Here is a 20,456-nt window from a genome sequence, read left to right as displayed (position 1 = left end):
TCCTCCATCTAACATATCTCTTGCTGAATGCTTTGATTCTAGCACGGAGGAAGATGATTTACATAACACTTAAAAGTAATATCTGGTTATAGTAAAAAGGTATAGTGAGGATCTGGTTTTTCACTAACGTTAAATATTCCGTACCTCCACAACCTTCCCTAAATCCACATACTGCTCATGATCCAGCTTCACCTTCACTCTGCCCTTTCGGCGCTTCTCACGCCATTCACGCAGCTCCTCCTCCGTTTCAAGCCGAAGCTCCGCAATCTCTATGGCCCGGTCCAGGATGTACTTACTGGTATAGAGCACTCTATAGACCCCTTGTCCTCCAAGTGCGATAGGAGCAGCCAACCGCTTCCATCCCTCAACCGTAAATCGCACGTACAGATCTTCTTCGGTACCCGGGCGACAAGGGACTTCCTTGATCTCCTTACGCCGCAGCACCTTCCAATCTGCCACTTTGCCTACCCAGTGAATGCCTGTTTTTGCGGGATCAGTAAACTTCTTTCTGGATTGGCACATCGCCACGTATTCGAGCTGGGTGAGAATCTTCACATCTGAAAGGTTCATTAACGGCACATGATAAAAAGAATGCTCCAATGCCACCCTCACCTGCTCCGGTCCCCGAACAGAACCGACAAGCATATTTTTGCCCGCAAGCTGATTGGCATAGTATTCTTTCGTACCGCGTGGGCGAGTCGAGCGTTCGTAAGCTTTTTCGGGACTATCCTGAATAATCTCAGCTAAGAATTGCTCCACCAAGCTTGTAGAATTCGGTAGGAACGGCAAAGCGCCAATATTCAATAGCTCAATGCTTTTGTAGAATCGGTGGCTCTTGTACCGCTCCTCATCTGGATAGGGAAATAACACATAAGCGCCAAACATACTTCGCTCATATTCTCCTGAGCCCTTCTCCTGATACACTATGGCATCCCGATAACGGTGCATTGTATTGATGTCATCCTCTTCAGGCCCAGGCTGTCCATAAGTCCGCTGATAGGAAGTTCCCTCATAGGCCGGATTTAAGCGGTATTTCGCATCGAATACATACTTGTACTCTTTGATCGTGCCGGCATCCTTCTTCTTCAGTGTCAGCACATTATCCGGGCGCTGACTGAGCGTCGGGGTCTTATCCGAGCTAGGAATCGTATTATAATACAGGATGAACTGCTCTCCGTTAACCGGATTCTCGTAAACCATCTTAGCGCTCTGCGAGCGATCAAGCGTAACAAAAATACCGTTCCGATTCACCTTAATAATATCCTGCTTCACCAGCTTATACTTCTGCCCCAGGAGCTGATTCAACTTCAAGAAGCACCAATACTCATAGAGCTGAGCGACATCCTTCATGGATAAGCGGAACAGGTCGCCTTGGATAGACAGGCCTTTAAGCAGCATCAGATAACAGCGGTAGACCTCGCGATATCCGGGGGCCATCTGCAGCACAAGCGTAACGGACATCTGCTTCAGCACTCCAGCCTCACGCAAGAAATCCATCTTGAGCACCCGCTCTAGCTGGATGAGCATGGCGTCTAACCTTTTGATAAGTAATGGATCTGGGGTTCGGCTATTCATCTTCCAGCGAGACTTAAGCTCCTTCAGCTTCCCATGAATACGTTCCAGCATCCAGCGGATGAACCGGTTCTCATTCGTATCATAGGAGAGGCGTTTGCGGGTCTCCATTAAGTGCGTTGCTGTGTAATTCTGACCGTTGACCCTTAAGAATCCATTGCTCTCAGCTTCTCTCAATCGTTCGGGATGCTTCGTGAGCTCGCGGATGTTCTCTCTTCCTGCCTTTTTGACCCGATTGGCATCCATTAGCTGGCGGTTCTGGAGCAGAGCGTAATTAGGATTCTTGTTAATCCGCTCGATGGCATCCAAGAGCTGTCTAAAGATATGCTGTAGTAGGGTGAAGAACTCCGTCAGGCTCTGATACTGCGTCTCCCGCAGGCCTGTTAGCTGGTAGGTTCGGCGCAGAAAGTCAAAGGCCAAATTATAAATCTGCTCATTCACTTCATTCAGAATATTCTGATAATCCAGCTTATAATCCATCTTCGAGGGGAAAATCTCCATCTCCACCCGCAGCAAAGTCTGTCCCGCGCTGCGAATCTCCCATTCCGTCAAACCAACCTCATTCCCAAAGTTCAGAACACCCGCAAGAATAGATTCACCTAGAGGCTTAACCGCCTGCCGAAGCAGCACATTCTCATGGTAAAAGGAAAGCTTAGCCGTTGTCTTGTTCTGAATCACCAGTTCATACGACTGAGTCTCATAGAAGCAAGGAAAGGACGACTCCCCCGGCTGCCAGTCTACCATCCCGTAGGCTTCAGGCGAGAACACCTTAATCTGTACCTCACCAAGCCGTTCGGAGCATGTAATCCCAAGCTGAGCATTCACCCATTCGTGGTCCGAAGAGCGATGAAGCTGTAATGTCTCTACAGTAGGATGATAAGGCCGTCCTTGAAGAAAAAGTGTAAAAAGCTCCGTTTCGATACGGAGCAATTCTACTGCCTGATTAAGAGAGCCAGTATGAAGTGAATCCATCTTCCTCCAGCCTCCTAAGCATAAAAGCCAATTTACGGGCACTTTGCGGATGCTTGGCCGCAGGCGGAGTCTGCCCAGCAGCCCATCTCATATAGAGCGGAGTTACATCGTCCATGAGATCTGGAAGGCTTAGTGTAACGCCAGATCCAGTACCAAGAGCCACTTGCATCAAGTTCAACAGGACCCGACGAACCGAAGAATGGCTACCTTGGATTCGTGGCAGTATCTTTTGCAGCAGCTGCCAGTCAAACGCCTCTTCTTCATCCATCAGACCGTAGCGCTCGTTATAAATCATATAGAAGCAAATCGCATCCCGGACCCGGAAGCCCACATGAGCGTGGATGTCCTCCAGCAGTGTATTAATCTTAACCAGGCTCTCCGTCGTCCGGACAACGAGCTCTTTATGAGTATCATAGGCATCCACTAGCTGCAAATAATCAGAACGGACAAAGAGATGATTCAGTGCAGTAAGATCAGCAAGATCGCCCGCCTCCTGCCCCGTCCCTTGCGGATACTGCTGTAGATTAATGTAATTGAACTCCAGCGTGTTGGCGCGGTCGAGTACTTTTTTGCTAAAAGGATGCGTTGTCTCGTCCATGTTCACTGTACCGATCAAGAGCACATTCTCCGGGATACCAAGTCCACCATAGTTCTCTTGATCCTCAGGCGTATCCAGCAAGATAGGAGAGATAAGCGCCTGCGTCTGAATCTCCCCCTCCCGCCACTCCTGCGTTTCCAGCACACTTAACAGATCACTGAAATAATGCTCCACCCGTGCCAGATTCATCTCATCCAGGCAGATAAAATAAGGCTTATGCCGATTCTCCGGCTGCCGCGCATCCACTAATACCTTCGTAATCGGACCAGGCTGGTATCTGCCCGAAAGGTCCTTATACCCCAGCAGATCCGCAGGATCACTCCAATCGGGCCGCACCGGAATCAAGGTAAACTGACCGTTATCCCTCGTCGCCCCAAGCGCCTCCGCAAACAGCTTCACCAGCCGCGTCTTCCCCGTACCCGATATGCCCGCCAGAATGACAAAAGGCTTAGTCTTTAGCGAGAGGTAGAAGTTCTCGATGAGGTGTTCTGGGAAGAAGAAGCCTTGACGGCGGATTTGGGATTGGATTTGGTGGAGGATGGTTGTAATAGTAGAATCTGATGGCGGTAAAATAGGAATCACCTCCTGCAAGCTCTCTGTATTGGATGCAGTCTCATCTTGATCTAGAATGGTAAAATCAGGCCAATCCACTTCTGGCGTGAGCGACTGAAGCACTTTAAGCCCTTGTCTTGAAAAGCGGAACAAATACCCTTGATTCACTCCGCCTCCTGAATGGAGCGGCCCTTGGGTTATATTCAGTTGCATAGTTTGCTGATTAAACTGTTGCAGCGCAATAGATGGAATGAGTTCTACATACTTAGTTCGAAGCAACCGACCATCCTCTTGCCAGTTGGTATTAGCCATAGAACCTGGTTTAGGCGCTTCTACTGCTGCGTCAGTTACGCGGCTAACATAACGAATAGCCTTATTTGAGTAATGAAGGATGATATCTCCTTGTTTAACTTCCTTCATCGTCTCCCAGTGATATAGCTTTCGACCTTGCGTATTCAATAGGGGCGCCCACAGAATTCCCTCTTCCTTCTCCGCTTGTATGGTGGTTCCCTGATTTACCCACCATACATTAGGCTTCGGCTGATGCGTTATAAACTCTAACCGGTATTCGAAAGGAGCTCCTGTCGCAAAGAAATCTATGTATTCTGCTTGATCTTCAGGAACGACAACCTGTGGTTTCTTCGCATCATCTGCTAGTTGATTCGTTCTCTCTTGCATAATGTAGGAATAGGAATGATTGAAGGTTTCAATTATCAAATCCTTCAACTTTTGATTTCCATTATAACGGAGGTGAAGCACTTCTCGGCCCGTAGACTTTTGATTAATTTTAATTAAAATAGCTTCATAGGTTTGATCTTCATAGATCAGCTTAACCTTCAGCCCTTTGCCTAAGTTTGGTTGTTGACCTTGATTAGCCTCCATAAAATTCGGATGAAACTCCCCAGGAATATGAGTACCATCACTAAAGATGGAGAAATCCACTTTCTTACGACCAATTAGATTAGGAATCTCTGTATCTTTCCACCAGCTTCGTAGTTGTTTAATCATTATGTTAACTCCCTTATTCCAATGATATGTATCTTACTGATGCTTCGTGTTGTTCCCCTTTATTCTCTGTACATGAAGCTTGCGAATCTCAGCATCGGTGATATTAGCCTGAACCAAATGATCATATATGGTTTGGGCCTGCGCCGCAGAAATAGAAGGTTCAGGAGTCCCCGTTTTCAAACTGACCAGCTTCCTTGAGATAAACTCACTTAGTTCCACATCATAGACAACCAGTTCGTCCGAATGGATCTTCCGAAGCTCAGGATCAATACTGAACCGACATCTCATTGTGAATGAAACCATAGAGATAAATTTAACTGCTGCTACACTTTTTAACAGACTCTCGATGGCCTTGATATGTCCATAGTTTTGCTTCAGCGGATTATACATCTTGTAACGGTTGCTCACTGACCATTGCTGATCCGTTCGCCCACCTTTAATTTCTCCATTGTAGTTTTTCGTCTCAATGACAAATAAGCAATACGGGGAAATAACGATATGATCAATCTGGGTGTAACCTGTTCGAGACTTGGAATTAGGGAGCATTAGATCGCTTAACGATTTACACTCCTTAGGTAGCTGTCCAGTTGGATATTGATTTTATGTTCGCCCAACTCTCCAATTCGTGTGGAGGCAATCTTCGGTTTCGGCTTTGGAGTCGTTGCCTTACGCACAGCCTGTGGCGGCTTTGAGTCAGATTTTTTGAAGAAAGATAATAGCGCTTTAAACATAGCAAAACCTCGTATCATCTAGATTTACAATATGTATGGATATTCGACAATATGGGAAGGTTTACCTTCCCAACATGCACACAAGAAAAAAGGACTGTCGCATGGACAGCCCCAACATAAAGTTAACGTATACCTTGGATTCCGTCTTAATCAGAGAGAACAGAAGGTGCAGCAAATGCATTAGCAAGCTGCATTCCATCCTTGAGCCCTTGTAGATATAGACGCTCATAAAGAACGGATTGCTTTAAAGAAAGCTTATCCTCCCAATACTCAAACTCTGGCTTACGTGCAATATCCATGGAGGCAAACAGCGCTTGAAAAGCTTTGCGCTCTTCTTCAAAAGCTTGTCTAGGCTTGGACTGATGTTCGATCTGTGCAGTTACCTCATTCAATCGACCTTGAATCGTCTGTATAAACCATGCTGGAAAGCTCACCACATCTCCTCCAAGATAGAAGTTTAACGTTACGCATGTGAATATCTGTTCTTTTCTTGATACATCTGATTAATAAGCTCATCCACTCTACGACTCTGAGCCTGAAGCGCCTCATTGGTGCTTAACGGAATTCCCTGCTCCAGTGACCGCTGTCCGAGTTCATTCAACTTGTGCTTCTCCTCTTCATATTTGTGCGTCAGATTGTGCATTGCATCCTCACCTTTCTGGCAAAGCTATTATCATTAGCTTTTCAAATGGCTACAACTCGCACTCCAATGAAATTTTTGTCACCCGGAGACTCTTTTCGATGCTTCATTTCGGTATCACCTCACAATATAACCAAATTGTATGCGAAGAAAATGTTATTTTAATACGAATATCGAATTAAATTAAAATAAACTAATGGACGCATTAGAATTTCTATACCCATCTACAGAAAAGAAAATTCATTTCCAAGTTGCAAACCTTCGGCTTAGACATTTGCCCAACCAGTTATCAAGATTGGAAGGTCAACATAGACTCGAGCAGGATTATGAGGTGGTGGCCATTGCGAAAGTGCTGGAGGTTTCTGTTGGGGGAGTAGTTGGGATATATTTGTAAATAAATTATTGGAGATAACTGTAGTTGAAAAATTCTGTACTCCGGCTTACCCGGTCCAAAACTTGTATTCTTCGTTCCGCTTGCTGGTAATGTCAATCATGCGATATCCATAATAGAACCATTTATTGAGCTATAATCCAATTAGTGTTTTCTATGAATCCATCTAACTCACTTTTGTGAAGCAAAATAATACCCTTAATAAATAAAGAAAGACCAGACTATCGAAACTTTCTCGACAGCCTGGACTCCGCATAGTATATGGATAATTTGTTGCTTATCGTAATTCAATCTTCTTAACTGAACAACTTGATATGCCAGATCATCACGTTTCCTCTTCCCCTAGGGAAATGTGTCAACGTTTTCTACTAAAGCAGCTGTTTGCTAAATGACAGGATTTTATATCCTTGTTTCTAACACACTACTACATCGTTTGTCTTCATTAAACTCTTTAAAATACAATTTTAGATTTTCAAAGCTTTCCGTCTATTCTGAAGTGTTTTTTTGAATATAGTAATGCTCTGTTCTAATTAATTTGGAATGAGTATACGATCTGCAGTATCTCTAATTTTTATTAACAATTCTTCGCTACTACACCGATGAGCTTCCTCTACAAGCCTTGCCAGGGCAAGATGATCTTGATTTTCTTGATCAAACTCCAATAAATTCATATGTTTAAAGATATTACCTACATTTATGGAAACAACATGAGACTCAACATATTCTTTAACTATATTAGAGTTAAGTAGACCACATAGATAATAGGCCTCATTTGAATTCCAACATGCCACATAAAACACCTTATGGTCAGGAACAAAGGGTCTATTACCAATCAGCGGCACATTTTCCCCAGTAACAACTGCTGCTTTAAATCGACTTGATTGCTCTGCCCATATTACTTTATAAGGGGAAAAAGCATACTCTCCTACGTTGTAAATAGAATAATATGGTTTATCCTTTAAATAACGTTTCCAAGTCGATCTTGAACGTAATAGTTGCTCATTAGATCGGAAGTAGTCTTTTGTCCGAATAGCTATAGTATCCAGCATTAATTCTGCCTCATCACAATCTTTTTTATTTACGCCGAGGTTTGGGATTATAGCGAATAGTTCTTCCTCTATAGATAAGTTACATTCAGAAAAATCCCCTGCCCCTTTAATAAGTGGATACAACATATGAGGTTCAATCCAAAATTTCTGTGCGACCCCAATATCTTTCTTCCCTGCCTCTGGTCGGGTTTCAATTTGAACAAGTCCTGAAGTTTCATTTTGATTTATTATTCTAACAAAATATACTCCATTTAAATCAGTAGTGACTCCTTTTCTACCGCGAACCCAAGTGCTAATACCCATAATTTTATTCAAAGCCTGAAAGCGTCCAGGAGGAAGAATGCTCCATGGAGAACGCAAACCATTAACCGGCACCGCTTCTAAATGCACTGAATGAATCCTAGCCTCTACTTCTTCTAGAGAAATATTGGAGGGAATAAGTTTTGGCTGCCCTATCTTTGCATTCCAAACATCATATGGTACAGGATAATTTGGCTCAAGATACTGTTTCTTTCTAAAATGCGCAACAGCAGTTTTGTTGGCTGCTTGAAATGGTTTAAGAGCTTTAAAATCATCTACCGATATCGGAATCAAACGATCAATTTCATTAATTGAGAAACTTCTAAATCCTTCCGATGAAGGAGTTTGGAAATGGGCTTGTGTTATAACGAATGCAAGCTGTCCCTCCTGAGCTAACCATTTATCAGCCACGGTATAAGTTATCATTCCCGAAACGTCAAGCTCATTCCCACCATGATGAGGCGTACTTGAAAATATTTCATACTGTTTACATGTAGGCTTAATTCTATTGCGATATAATTCAGGGAGATTAGACCAACGGACCCATGGAGGGTTTCCAACTACTATTTGAAAAGAACCCGCTGTGATAGACCAAAAAAAGTTCCGTACTATTCTGAACCATATTCCATTCCAGTTTCTTTTATGGAGTTCAAGAATTTGATTGTATGTATCGCATAAAGGTTCGTCCCAATGGACGGATTCTTCTTGATTAATAAGTCCAGCCAACACTAATTTTTCTTTCACCTTAGTATAGGCAGAATCATTATTAACCATTTCACTCATTAAAATAAATATTCGATCCAATCTTTGTCGATCAAAAGCTAGCTCCGCTGGAATCACGATCTCTAAGTTTGCAACTTCACTACCTATAGTATAAGTAACAACTTCATTTTCATGATTGGGTTGACGAGCAGGAGAGTATATTGCATCTGCTAGTAAAATTGGTAACTCAATAACTTTCCCTGGAGACGACTGGAGTAAATCAGCAATGGCAATTAAGTAATTAACTCTTGATGTCTGTACTGCTAGCGGGTTAAGGTCAAAACCCCATACATTTTCGGTTAATATGCCAATTAAATCTTCATCTTTAATACCGACTGTAACTGCATAGGATCTTATACGTCTAATCGCACCAAGTAAGAATGATCCCGAGCCACAAGTCGGATCTAAAATGCGGTCAGTCAACCATTGAGGAGACTCCAGCTTATTTAGAGTGAATTCCACAAGCCAGTCAGGAGTATAAAATTCACCTAATGACTTTCTTAATGCATCTGGAACTAGATTCTGGTAGAATCCCTTTAAAACATCCCTGGTCCTCATTTCAGTGAGTGTATCTGTTCTATAGAAGGATATTTTTATCAATATTCCTCTAATCAATGTTAAGATAGTTGCCTTATACTCAGGTAGTTCACAAGTGTCTATATACCAACTGAAAATAGCTTCTTCAATGAACCCCTTAATACCCGCAGAATCAAAAAGAAATCCCTTTTCAATTTGTTCATTTAGCTCATGCAATAGCATATTATCAGAATATGTAGCTATTGTTTGGGAGAATACGTCTCTATTTGATAATCCATGAGCAGACACTACTTCCGCAGCTAACAGCTTAATTATAAGTGAATTGTAAGTATGAATAATAAAAAGACTTCCGGGTATAACCAAATCTTGTGGAAATGCTGGAGATAATTGAAATTGAATTACTTTTCCGATTTGTACTCGTTGTGCCTGAGTTAAATCAGCAACTTGCCCAAATAATGTCCGCCATTCTTCAAAGATCATTTTAATTTTATTATGTTCGCTTTGACAAATGCTAAGACTTAATGCATCTGCTAGTGTTTGCATCAGTTGAATGCCAATACTTGATGATACTCCAAAGTCATCTACTAAATTAGTCACGGTTATTGCGCGTCTGAAAGAATCCTGTAGAGCAGTTCCAACCATGGTTACTGATGCTAACGAAAAGGTGAGAAGGTCTCCATAAATAATCTTGTTATTACTTATACGAGCAAAACAAATATGGTCTCCATCAGTAGCTATTCCGATATAATCTTCTGGAGAAATCCCTTCATGTAGAGCTTTACGTAAAATATAAGGTTGCAAACGTTCGTTCATTGCTTGAATAAAAGCCGAGCTGCTTTTTTTTCCGTGAAAAAGACCAGGCGACTTAAATTCAATAATCACATTATTATAACTTGAATCTTGTCTTTGACGCTCCGCTTGCATCTCAATGTTCAATGCTTGAGAAAATTCTTTTATCCAACCGATACGAAGTTCCTCTTCATTCTGCCAATTAACTCTTGCTTGGCGTAACCTATCAAATAATACTTGATACACTTTATGCATCTCCTAATTCTTTAATTTGATTACATTAAGTCTATGTTCTCAACAACAACATCTCCAATTGCTCTTCAATTGGATAATTTGAGATAAAAAGTTCTTTGCCAACTTCTCTTGTTTTTTTATTAGAACTACTGTAAAACCATGAAGCCGGGTAAAGATAAGCCCAATCTTCGTACAGTCCTCTAACTTCAGCGCAATCATCGTACGTGATAAAAAAGTCATGATTTGTTTCTTGCAAATTTCTTGCTAAACGTTCATGATCTTGATTACTCATTCCAACTCTATATAGTAAGTTCCCCTTATGGTAATATGGAGGATCTAAGTACATAAGCACAGAGTCTCCAGGTTCTTGAATAACTTCTTCAAAATCTAATGCTGTTATACGAATATTTTGTAACATACGATGACAATTCCGGACTTGATCGCATAAAGCTTTAGGATTCCATCGACAATCTATTTTATAAATACTTTGTTGGTTTATACCTCCAATTGGATTACCTTTCAAGATTCCACTGAAATTAGTCCGATTCAAAAAGAAGGTTCTAAAGCCTTTTTCAAGAGAGGTTTGATATTCCTGTTGTTTAATTTCACGCCATAATTCAACTGTGGGTATAGTATTCATTATCAATTCACATAATTCCTCTGGTTGATCACGCATAACTACATATAATTCTGCAACTTCACTATCAAAATCATTTATCCAATTTAGTGTAGAAAGAGGCTTCCCAAAGAAAGTAGATCCCCCTCCTACAAAAACGTCTCGATATTCTATATGTTCTTTTTTCCAGAAGGGGAGAAATCGATCTAACACCTTTTTTTTAGCCCCTGGATATCGTAAAGGAGATTTTGTCATATTCCCACCTTGGTTAAAATTTTTGTGTATTTTCCGCTAAACACTTATTTCCCAAGAAAAATCTATTAGTTAATAGATATAGAACTTAGAGCTTAACTTCATGTATAAATGATATCACATCACTACAAATTTAGGAACTTACGTTCTTTTCCCAGGCCAAAAACCTAATAAAAAAGTTCCCAACCCTTATTCCCAAATATTTCATACTCACCTTTAGACACTCAGAAAAAGTTTATGTTTAACATAAGGAAAGGGGTATACTTAGAGAGGGTTTTCGTATGAAAACAAGGTTATAATTGCTAGCTACCTCAGTCTATGCATCGGAAGATTTCAATAAACAACCATGATTAGAAGCAGCGTTCAGCCATCCCCGATAAATCCCACTCTCTACAGTCAAATGAATAACTCGGCTTATATTATGCTCCTGAACAAAAACCATATCTGCGTGTATTGAACCGACGTTAGGCTGCCATAAATCTTGCTCCCCCTGAAATACGATAGCATTTGTATTATGGCGGATGAGATCCATGAAGCGACATAAATTAGACTTGCCGATATTGTTTGAGCCGATAATAAGATTCATTTTGCTGAATAAAGGGAAGTCAATTCCGGTGTCTTCAGAGAAGGAGCGATATCCACGGATAGATAATTGCTTGAGCCACACAGACAACACCCTTTCTAAATTCAGTTAGTTTGTTTTGCTGAAATTTAGTAAAGTTCAATATAAAGGAGGGTACACGCAATCAAGAGCGAAAAGACAGTCAATATTTGATTAAGCACAAAAAAGAAGCCCAACAAGGAATTTCATGTTGACTTCTCTTTAAATAACTAAAGCCCACCACATCAAGTCCATTCCTCTTTACTCATATCACCAATTTATTCTAAGTTTTATACTATTTCTCTTCACTGCAGTACTACTCACCAACAACGCCACCATCTCTTCCTCATTTACGTGGTAGGGGGTGATTTTGCGGGTTGTTAAAGTGTGATAATGACATATGTCGGATGCTTACAGTTCAAAGTACTTAGGAATACAAGCAATAATCGCATCAGTTATAAAAGTTCTAATACTAAAGTAGTTTATTAATATAGCTTACAGCACTACTCAAAATACAAATCAATTGATTTCTTTGGGCTCATACCGACTAGCCGAAAGTTTTGGCATAGCATCTATAAAGATAACGATGGGCATCCTTAGCCCCTCTCGCTGGCAATTTAAAATTAAGTCTTTTAAATCTGTAATACGTTTTATTGGCCCGCCATTGTCAAGTACAAGATAAATTCCATGTAATGTTTTTTCCGCTTTCTGATACTCAGCTATTTGAACAGTAAATCCATGTAAGAGTTGTCCATTTGTAGTTAGCTTCGACTCTACAACAACACGATTTTTATAGCCCTTACTAAATTTAAAATCCACCGGGCCTCTTCCACCATTCACCTCTCTACTAATATCAATATTATTAGCAGCACAATAAGCATCAGCAATACCAAAGAAAAGTTTTTGAGCTGCCTCTTCTTTTTTTGGCTTCACACCATCATATAACAAGGAATTCAATCCATTGTTTTCAATTAAATCTTTATATTTATCGCATACTGTAATCACAAAGTCCATTAAATCTTCTGGCGTCTCAACGTTTTCCTTTTTTAATTCTAGAGGATATTTTTGCACAGTTTCCTTAGAGGCGTAGTACCATATCACCTGTCCTGCTGGATCATTTATATAATCATAAGTAGTTTGTGGCTTAACTTTGTAAAGCGTTATGAGATCTTCTAACAAACCAGGTTCCTTTAAAATTAATTCCTTTAAAAACTGCTTTTGTTGACTCACGGCTTGTTTCCATGTATCGCCTATAAGTTGATTCACTCGATGTCTTAGCTCTTCATTGTGAGAGCATACGATATCAATATCGCTCCAGCTAAATGCTAATGGTAAATCTCTTAAAATGGTTTTAGGCAAAAGTAAAATTGCACTTTTATTATGAGGGTTCATTACCAATTTGTAATTTTCCCCTTCTATTATTTGCTCACTAGTTTCAACACCCATTTCAGAGAATATCCGTTGAGTGTAGTTAAGTATAGCATCACTAATTATATTTGCTGTAATATCGCTAAGTCGATCAGGACCAATATTACTTTCAAACAACCCTACCAACTCAAATATTTCTGGTTCTTCAATACCACTGTCGATTATGCTTTTTGCCGTCTCGAGCAATCTTTCTCTTAAACCTGGACCAATAGCACTCCCGCTAGTACCTCTATTGGAATAGCCTATGCACAACCCTTTAACTTCTGGGAATTTAAAATATATTTCAGCCCGTCTCCAAAATACATCTCCTTTTTCTTTGGAGTGTCTCAATATTTTCAGTATGTCTGTAAACCTTTGTCTCACTTTTTCGTAAGAATTCTGGAATTCCGGCACTTCACAAGCTGATAGCAGGTGGGGGTCAATGAACATTTTGCTATCAACATCCAGTATTGCATCAAACGCTCCAGTAGAATCAAATTTATGTTTTTCAATTCCTAGAAAATCGCATACCGAGATAGCCATATACCCCACCCTTTTCGTTATTATATCTAAATATAGTATCATACTTTTTATTTGATAGTAAATTTTTGTAATAAACCAAAGGGCGTATATTTTTATTAAATAATACTCGTAGTACTACTAATTATATGAATACACATAAATAACATATCATTGTTCCCCCATTGAAATGATTAAAATTCAGCAAAAAGATAAATGACGTACTGTCTTTGACCAGTACGCAAAAATAAAACTTCATATAAGTTCTTCATGAATGTCTTATCATCATCGGTTTCTCAAACATGTAGCCCATAATGTCTTTCTATCTCCGAATTCGGGGAAACCTTAAACTTGGCCTAAGCAGGAAAAAGGTGATAATTCCCATTGCACCAAGCAACATGATATTCCAGCGGTCAACGATCCGATAGAACAAATCGGGCGAAAGGTACGCTCCATTCTGATACAGTACGTCATCAATATATCGTGCAAATATATGCTTTCCCCGATCTAGGGTCCAATTTTGCTGACGTACAGCGGCACGAAAAGGCTTGTTTGCTCTAATAGCTTTGTCCAATACAGCCTCTAAGCTGTCCATCTTCACATAATAATACTCTTCGCTCCAATGCAGAGCTTAAATCCTCTATCGTCTTGAACGGGCGGACATACCGCCACCCCTTCTCATAAGTAGGATAGCTGGTATAGCCATACCCTAACTCGTAAAATGAGGAGCCTTGTGTTCCTTCCGGAATTGCTACAATGATAGTACCCTTGGGAATTTCTAAGGCAACAGCGGTTTCGATGGTTGGAATTTATGTATAATACTGTAAGTAAACAGGCGCTTCTATACGATGCGTTAACGAAAAAGCGGGCTCTGCAGAAATGCCAGGAAAATAGGGGCTATACGTGTTTAGGTCCATTTTCTCCAGCGGAATTCCTTGTTGATAGGGACTGGCAGTTGCCGCAGAAGAGAAATCCTTACGTAATTGATGATTGTGATACAGGGCGGACCCTGTACGGTAGACAAAAACGCCAAAGAGGATAATGACCGTCAACACGGCACACCACCAAAGCAATGGTCTAGAAACAGAGGGAACAGACATGTCATTATCCTCCTTATCGGTCCATATCAGCTAATTAACCTTTACAGTGAAGCTGGCATGCTCTGCATAGTAAATAGGTGTTGAGTACATATAACTTTTACATAAACCCATCTTCCGGTTCACCAACGTCAAAACCTAATACTTTTGTTGCTTCTGATTTAAACCTTTCTATCCAAGAATCCCAATCGCTCTTATTCATCTGCGTATAAAATGATAATCCGCTTGGCTCAACGGATGCCTGAATAAAAACATCATCATCTTCCTGCTCAAACCAGTGTGGAATCTCCTTCCTATCGCAGAACATTCACTTATAGGCGCCCAGAAAATGTGTACTGCTATATCTGGCCAGACAAACAGAAACACCCTCTCCGTGAAGAGAGGGCGATCTTCATTAACTACTCAGATTTCATCAACTCATAGAAATACTTAGCTTCCTGGGTCTTATAAAGACTATACCAGGCATCTAAGGTTTGAGAATCAAACACCCCCAGGGCTTTCAAGACATGTACAGTGAATTCCAACGGGGCTATTCCAGATGCCGTAATCAGCTTTCCATCAGTTACAACAGGTTGCTTTATGTAGAACTCTTCGCCGGTGTAGGCGGGACAGATCATTTTGAGGTACTCCAGATCATTACTTGTATGCGGGCGTGAATTCAGTAATCCTGCCTGGGCAAGCGCCACTGTAGCCCCACAAATCGCTGCAACTAATATATCTTCCTGTATACATTTCCGGGCGATTTGGAGGATGGGCTCGTGAATGGCTTCGGTCCATGTATCTCCACCGGGTAAAATCAATGTATCTGTGCTTGCCATGCTGCACTCCTTCAGATTGATGTCAGGCATTATTTTTAGTCCACCCATTGTGGTTACAAGCGTCTTTTCATTTGCTATGGTAACTATTCTAGATGAGGCCTGCTCCTTCTTATAATATCTTCCCGAGTTCAGTTCGGCAGTTAAGTACCCTATTTCCCAGTCTGCCATGGTGTCGAACACATATAGATATACCGTATTATTCATTCGTAACTCCTCCTTCAATGATTACCTCCATAATAAAACAGCTCCACTGACATCTGCTGTCAGTGAAGCTATTAAATCTGATAATATTCCATTAAGTCCGCCGCAACAGCAGCAAGTTTCGCCTTCAAACTCTGTGGTTCAATGATTTGAATGGATCTCCCATAGGATAGGAGAAAATAAGGGACATACCTCTGAATGGATTGTTCCTCAAGCAAAAAGATTGCCTGACCATATGTCCGCTCCTTCAGATGATGCCCCAAAAACCAATGCAGACATAAGTCATCCAACGCCTCTGCCCTGCCTCCTAGAATTAATGAAATTAACCCTTCTTTGCCCGCCAGATCAGGCAGCAGATTCTGCATGAAGAATTCACGGGCCGAAAAAGCTTCGGAACGCTTAAAGTTTATTTGCGTCCGCTTGATGGTTAGAATCCGGTCTGCCCGGAAGCTGCGGATCTCATTCTTCAGATGGCAAAAAGCAACCGTATACCATTTGTTGTTCCAGTACACCATTCCATACGGGTCTATCACTCTCTTCTTAGGGTGCTCCTCACGGCCTGTACGATAATCAATTTCTACAGAGAATTCATTAGCCACAGCCTGCTCCAATTCCGCGAGCACCGGCTGAACAGAAGGAGGCCCCACGCGGTTTATAACTTCAAATCCGGCTAAATGGCGGCTAAGTATATTTTTCTGTTCCTGATTCGAATACAATTTCAATTTTGCTGCCGCATTGTCTAATGCCTCATTCATAGGGTATCCGGCTTCTTTTGCAAACATAGCTGAATGAAGGAGGGCCTTTTTTTCTTCAATATCAAAAAGCAGAGGTGCTCTGATAAAATTACTCAACAGGCTATACCCGCCATTATGACCTGAGTCGGATATTATAGGCACTCCGCTGGCACATAGTGCATCAATATACCGGTACACTGTGCGGATATTGATTTCTAACTTTTCGGATATTTGTTTTGCAGTTATTTTCCCGCCGGAATTCAGCATCCATAAGATAGCCAGCATATTATCGTTTTTTGGCATAACAGAAACCCTCATTTATTATGAAATCCGCCTGAAAATCATCCACTTCACAACGCCCCCCGCCGCAACTCATAAAAATACTGCACAACCGGATGCTTCAACCTCATCTTCTCCGCCATGCTCAAGATCCGCTTCTTCCCGACTCGCCTGTCCACCAAAGCCAGAACATTCAATACCATATCATCGCTCTCTAGGCTCTCCTCTATAGGAGTAGTTAAGAACTTATTAGCCACCACAATAAAATTCGATTTACTTAATGCAGCCTGCGCTGACATTAGCTCTTTGGCATGTTCTGTACTTTTTCTGCTTCTGGCCATTACGATTAGGCGTTCCTCCGGCACTGGCCCTTTGGCAGCTTGTCTGACCGCTTCAATTTCGTCATTGCTGATAGGAATTTGGATATCTGGATCATTCTTAATGTCCAGCTCTGTTTGATACCATTTGATCGCGTTCGCTTTATCACCCATATTGAGTATGTTCTTTTTATCTACCGCAATATAACAAATCCCTGATTTATCAGGCAGATAACGGTAACCGGGTGCGCGGTATTCTACCCTTCCATGTAACGCAGGACTGAGAAATCCCTCCAGTTGCTGCTTCAATTTGCTCCAGGACATGTAATTCCCCTCCATAACCAAACAGAGGACAGGCTTGTTGGCTCCGGGTTTGCTCCCTCTCCATTCATCCTATCCTCAGTCTTTTCACGTCTTTTCTATTATAACTGGGCAGCTTAATCTTCACGTTCCTCCGCCCTATTATCAGCGCACGCACTTCATGCGCACACACGAATTCCATCACACGGTAAACGGACTCTCAAGCAACCCTAGCGCAATACGCAAGAGCTTTAAATTGGAATAATTCGGATTGATTAGGTAATGCTCATATTCTTTTCTTCTAACAAACGTCTCGGCGCTTTCTGTGGGAGCTTGCTCTTGTGTAACACGAGCCCATTGCAGTAGCACGGGTAAATTTCCGTAATCAGTAACCTCTTGTTCGGAGAGATTCTTGTCTGTCATGATATTGTATCCATTCATGAAAATATTTTTGGGGAACTGCTTAGCCTCTCTTCGCACATTGACCTGAGTCAGGCCGACGGCTGTAGACAGCTTCGATTCCATCAGCTCCATCGTAGCTTCCAGCTCAGCGCTCTGCCAACCGGAGACCGTTACACCCTTTTTATCGATCACAATAGTCGCCAAATCTTTAGAGATCTCGATTTCGTTCAAGCCAAGCTGTTCCCGGCGGTCCGCTGGTATTGTGCCTAATAGCCCGTCCAGCTTGTCTGCCCGGCTAATTATGGTTATCCCTTCTTCAGGATCTGTCCCCGGCGCTAGAATATATTCATCCCGAGTGTCCAGTAGCATTTGCTCTAGCAGCTCAGGATACTCACAAGTATATTGGTGCGTTTCAAAAATTTGCTCCCTCATGTCCTCCAGATTACTAACCGTTTTTCTGTTTCTACTATTAATTCTGTTGCTTAAATTAAGCATCTCAGGATAATTAGCAGCCAGTATAACCGAAGTTGACATCTCCTGTTCTGAAGCCTTTGCTCGTTCTTCTTGCAACTGCTCGACCCTGGTCATTACCTCGAATGCTACATCAGGGTGACCCCACATAAACACTCCATGGATACACCAATCCTGTACATAAGGCTCAATCATTCCGATAGATACGGTCCAAGGAGGAAGCTTAATCATCGTTTCACAGTACGGCATGCGATACCTTTCTTTGGACCAGATGTCCTCAATGACCGCACCTTGCTCATATTGATCCACCATCTGATAGCAGGAAATCTTCATTTCTCTCCATCTTTGAAGCATCTCCCGGTCTTCCCCGGAATATCTCTGGCCCTTCTCTTTCACAAACCAGTCTATTCCGCGCAAACCGTTATCATATACATGAAAGAAATACGCCCACATGTTTCCGGCCCCTTCTCTATAATTGCCTAAAGAAGAATCGAAGGGTTTATACTTTTGATGATCGAATGCCCATTCTCCGCCTTGCTTGTGAGCCAGAAAGGAATACAGGTCAGTGGTTAATTTAAATTTACGATCAAAAAAATGCCGCGCCTTCGCCTGCACCGTCTGATCCTCTGACTGCTTAAGTAAACAGCATTGCTTATATTTTTTCCCACTTCCACAAGGACAAGGGTCATTTCTTCCTATCATGTCAGACACTCCTCTGAAGGTAAATCTATCACCATTAAATATCACCGTTTACTGCACCTATGATTTCCCTCACATGATTGCGATGCTGCAGAATATAAGACTTCCACACTTCCGGTATCCCTTGTTTAAACTGCCTTTTCAGTTTTGCCTGATAGGGAGCCTTAGCCTCAATCATCTCGATTTTGTAATCAGGAAACCGCAGTGTGATATCCCCTATTTTTTGGGCTTTACCGTTTGGCATTACCCGATTAATCTCGAGTATTAGTGAAGTGCATTCGCAATTAGGGTTGGTACAATAATGTTCTACGGCTACATAAGTATCCTGTGACCCAGGAAATGCAAAGTATTGAAAGCCAGCATTCTCATCATAATTGGATTCTTTGATAATTGTGTAGTATGGATACATACTCATTTGATTCAATCTCCCTCCAAATCAGCTTCGCATGGGGCAGGTTGCTGCACCCTCCCTTGAAGCCTTTTCCAGTTTTTTCGTAAAAATTCATCCTCATCCACCCACTTGAGCTCGGTATAGGCGTAGATTAAGCAGTCTTAGAGCCGGGTTACTCGCTTCCAAACTCACCCAGCAGCGCACGCACTTCAATGGTCGACTTGGTGTTCATTAAGTTATTTCTTAATTCACTTGCCCCCCGGAAGCCGCGGACATATATTTTGAAGAAACGGGTAAGGGGGCTGAACGAACGTGGTTTCTGTCCTGAGTATTCATCATAGAGATCCAGATGCAGCCGCAGCAGATCAAGCAATTCGCTACTACTATGTTCCTTCGGCTCCTGCTCAAAGGCAAATGGATTATGAAAAATACCGCGCCCGATCATAATCCCATCCACACCGTACTCTTCAGCGAGCCTCAGGCCAGTCTGACGGTCGGGGATATCCCCGTTAATGGTCAGCAGTGTATGGGGTGCCACCTCATCCCGAAGCTTCTTAATCTCCGGAATCAGCTCCCAGTGAGCATCTACTTTACTCATTTCTTCTCGTGTGCGCAAATGAATGGACAGATTCACAATGTCTTGCTTCAGGATATGGGTTAACCAGCCGCGCCATTCATCTAAGCTACTGAACCCGAGCCTTGTTTTGACACTGACGGGCAGTCCTCCGGCTTTGGCAGCCTGGATGATCTCCGCTGCGAGTTCGGGACGGCAGATCAGGCCGCTTCCCTTCCCATTCTCTGCTACATTCGTTACAGGACAACCCATATTAATATCAATGCCCTTGAATCCTTCTTGTGCCATACCGATGCTCATCTGACGGAAGTATTCCGGCTTATCTCCCCAGATATGAGCTACAATGGGCTGTTCATCCTCTGTATAAGTCAAACGCCCGCGCACAGCATGGTTCCCCTCCGGGTGACAATAACTCTCTGTATTCGCAAACTCCGTAAAAAACACATCCGGTCTGGCAGCAATACTTACGACATGGCGAAAAACAACATCCGTCACATCTTCCATGGGCGCCAGCACAAAAAAAGGTCGCGGTAAATCACGCCAAAAATTATTCGTCATATCAAAAACCTCTCTATGAATACCAGGACAAATCTTTATCCCGAATAGTAATACTAACCTGTTTATGCCTCAAAAGAAATAGACC

17 protein-coding genes are annotated in these 20,456 nt (G+C 42.0%); all 17 read right to left on the bottom strand.

Annotated elements, in window-relative coordinates:
* Positions 1 to 129 precede the first annotated feature (129 nt).
* The 17 genes from B9T62_RS36225 to B9T62_RS36140 all read right to left on the bottom strand — a co-directional run bounded on the left by B9T62_RS36225 (position 130) and on the right by B9T62_RS36140 (position 20,371).
* Positions 130 to 2,544, bottom strand: a complete 2,415-nt coding sequence (locus tag B9T62_RS36225) for a restriction endonuclease-like protein (RefSeq protein ID WP_087919679.1) — start codon at positions 2,542 to 2,544, stop codon at positions 130 to 132.
* Positions 2,516 to 4,702 (bottom strand): McrB family protein, encoded by a 2,187-nt coding sequence (locus B9T62_RS36220; protein WP_087919678.1) that lies wholly within the window; start codon positions 4,700 to 4,702, stop codon positions 2,516 to 2,518. The genes B9T62_RS36225 and B9T62_RS36220 overlap by 29 nt, the downstream gene beginning before the upstream one ends.
* 33 nt (positions 4,703 to 4,735) lie before the next feature.
* Positions 4,736 to 5,248: a nuclease-related domain-containing protein gene (locus B9T62_RS36215; protein ID WP_245864235.1), complete on the bottom strand. Its 513-nt coding sequence runs from the start codon at positions 5,246 to 5,248 to the stop codon at positions 4,736 to 4,738.
* A gap of 331 nt (positions 5,249 to 5,579) precedes the next feature.
* Entirely contained in the window at positions 5,580 to 5,867 is a 288-nt protein-coding gene (locus B9T62_RS41095; RefSeq protein WP_245864234.1) for a hypothetical protein, read from the bottom strand.
* Between the two features lie 29 nt (positions 5,868 to 5,896).
* Positions 5,897 to 6,076, bottom strand: coding sequence for an aspartyl-phosphate phosphatase Spo0E family protein (locus B9T62_RS41090; protein WP_245864232.1), 180 nt, complete (start codon positions 6,074 to 6,076; stop codon positions 5,897 to 5,899).
* A 918-nt stretch (positions 6,077 to 6,994) separates the two neighbouring features.
* Positions 6,995 to 10,147 (bottom strand): Eco57I restriction-modification methylase domain-containing protein, encoded by a 3,153-nt coding sequence (locus B9T62_RS36200; protein ID WP_087919677.1) that lies wholly within the window; start codon positions 10,145 to 10,147, stop codon positions 6,995 to 6,997.
* A 40-nt stretch (positions 10,148 to 10,187) separates the two neighbouring features.
* Positions 10,188 to 11,006, bottom strand: a complete 819-nt coding sequence (locus B9T62_RS36195) for a DNA adenine methylase (RefSeq protein ID WP_087919676.1) — start codon at positions 11,004 to 11,006, stop codon at positions 10,188 to 10,190.
* Between the two features lie 313 nt (positions 11,007 to 11,319).
* Complete coding sequence (locus B9T62_RS36190) at positions 11,320 to 11,670, bottom strand: AAA family ATPase (protein ID WP_087919675.1); 351 nt, start codon at positions 11,668 to 11,670, stop codon at positions 11,320 to 11,322.
* Between the two features lie 453 nt (positions 11,671 to 12,123).
* Entirely contained in the window at positions 12,124 to 13,554 is a 1,431-nt protein-coding gene (locus B9T62_RS36185) for a hypothetical protein (protein WP_087919674.1), read from the bottom strand.
* Positions 13,555 to 14,339: 785 nt separating this feature from the next.
* Entirely contained in the window at positions 14,340 to 14,630 is a 291-nt protein-coding gene (locus tag B9T62_RS36175; RefSeq protein ID WP_087919672.1) for a hypothetical protein, read from the bottom strand.
* Between the two features lie 97 nt (positions 14,631 to 14,727).
* Entirely contained in the window at positions 14,728 to 14,934 is a 207-nt protein-coding gene (locus B9T62_RS36170; RefSeq protein ID WP_245864231.1) for a hypothetical protein, read from the bottom strand.
* A 91-nt stretch (positions 14,935 to 15,025) separates the two neighbouring features.
* Positions 15,026 to 15,649, bottom strand: coding sequence for a type 1 glutamine amidotransferase family protein (locus B9T62_RS36165; RefSeq protein WP_087919671.1), 624 nt, complete (start codon positions 15,647 to 15,649; stop codon positions 15,026 to 15,028).
* Positions 15,650 to 15,720: 71 nt separating this feature from the next.
* Positions 15,721 to 16,683: a helix-turn-helix transcriptional regulator gene (locus B9T62_RS36160; RefSeq protein WP_087919670.1), complete on the bottom strand. Its 963-nt coding sequence runs from the start codon at positions 16,681 to 16,683 to the stop codon at positions 15,721 to 15,723.
* A 47-nt stretch (positions 16,684 to 16,730) separates the two neighbouring features.
* Entirely contained in the window at positions 16,731 to 17,300 is a 570-nt protein-coding gene (locus B9T62_RS36155) for an SF0329 family protein (protein WP_087919669.1), read from the bottom strand.
* A gap of 177 nt (positions 17,301 to 17,477) precedes the next feature.
* Positions 17,478 to 18,851 carry a YecA family protein gene (locus B9T62_RS36150; protein ID WP_087919668.1) on the bottom strand — a complete coding sequence of 458 codons (1,374 nt, stop codon included), beginning with the start codon at positions 18,849 to 18,851 and terminating at the stop codon, positions 17,478 to 17,480.
* Between the two features lie 34 nt (positions 18,852 to 18,885).
* On the bottom strand, positions 18,886 to 19,263 hold the full coding sequence (locus B9T62_RS36145; protein WP_087919667.1) for a hypothetical protein: 378 nt from the start codon (positions 19,261 to 19,263) through the stop codon (positions 18,886 to 18,888).
* A 148-nt stretch (positions 19,264 to 19,411) separates the two neighbouring features.
* Positions 19,412 to 20,371 carry a tRNA dihydrouridine synthase gene (locus B9T62_RS36140; protein WP_087919666.1) on the bottom strand — a complete coding sequence of 320 codons (960 nt, stop codon included), beginning with the start codon at positions 20,369 to 20,371 and terminating at the stop codon, positions 19,412 to 19,414.
* Positions 20,372 to 20,456: the final 85 nt, after the last annotated feature.

The organism is Paenibacillus donghaensis, assembly GCF_002192415.1.
Taxonomy (GTDB): domain Bacteria; phylum Bacillota; class Bacilli; order Paenibacillales; family Paenibacillaceae; genus Paenibacillus_AQ; species Paenibacillus_AQ donghaensis.
The sequence above is the reverse complement of the archived record's forward strand: the minus strand, read 5'-3'. Positions and strand labels throughout refer to the sequence as shown.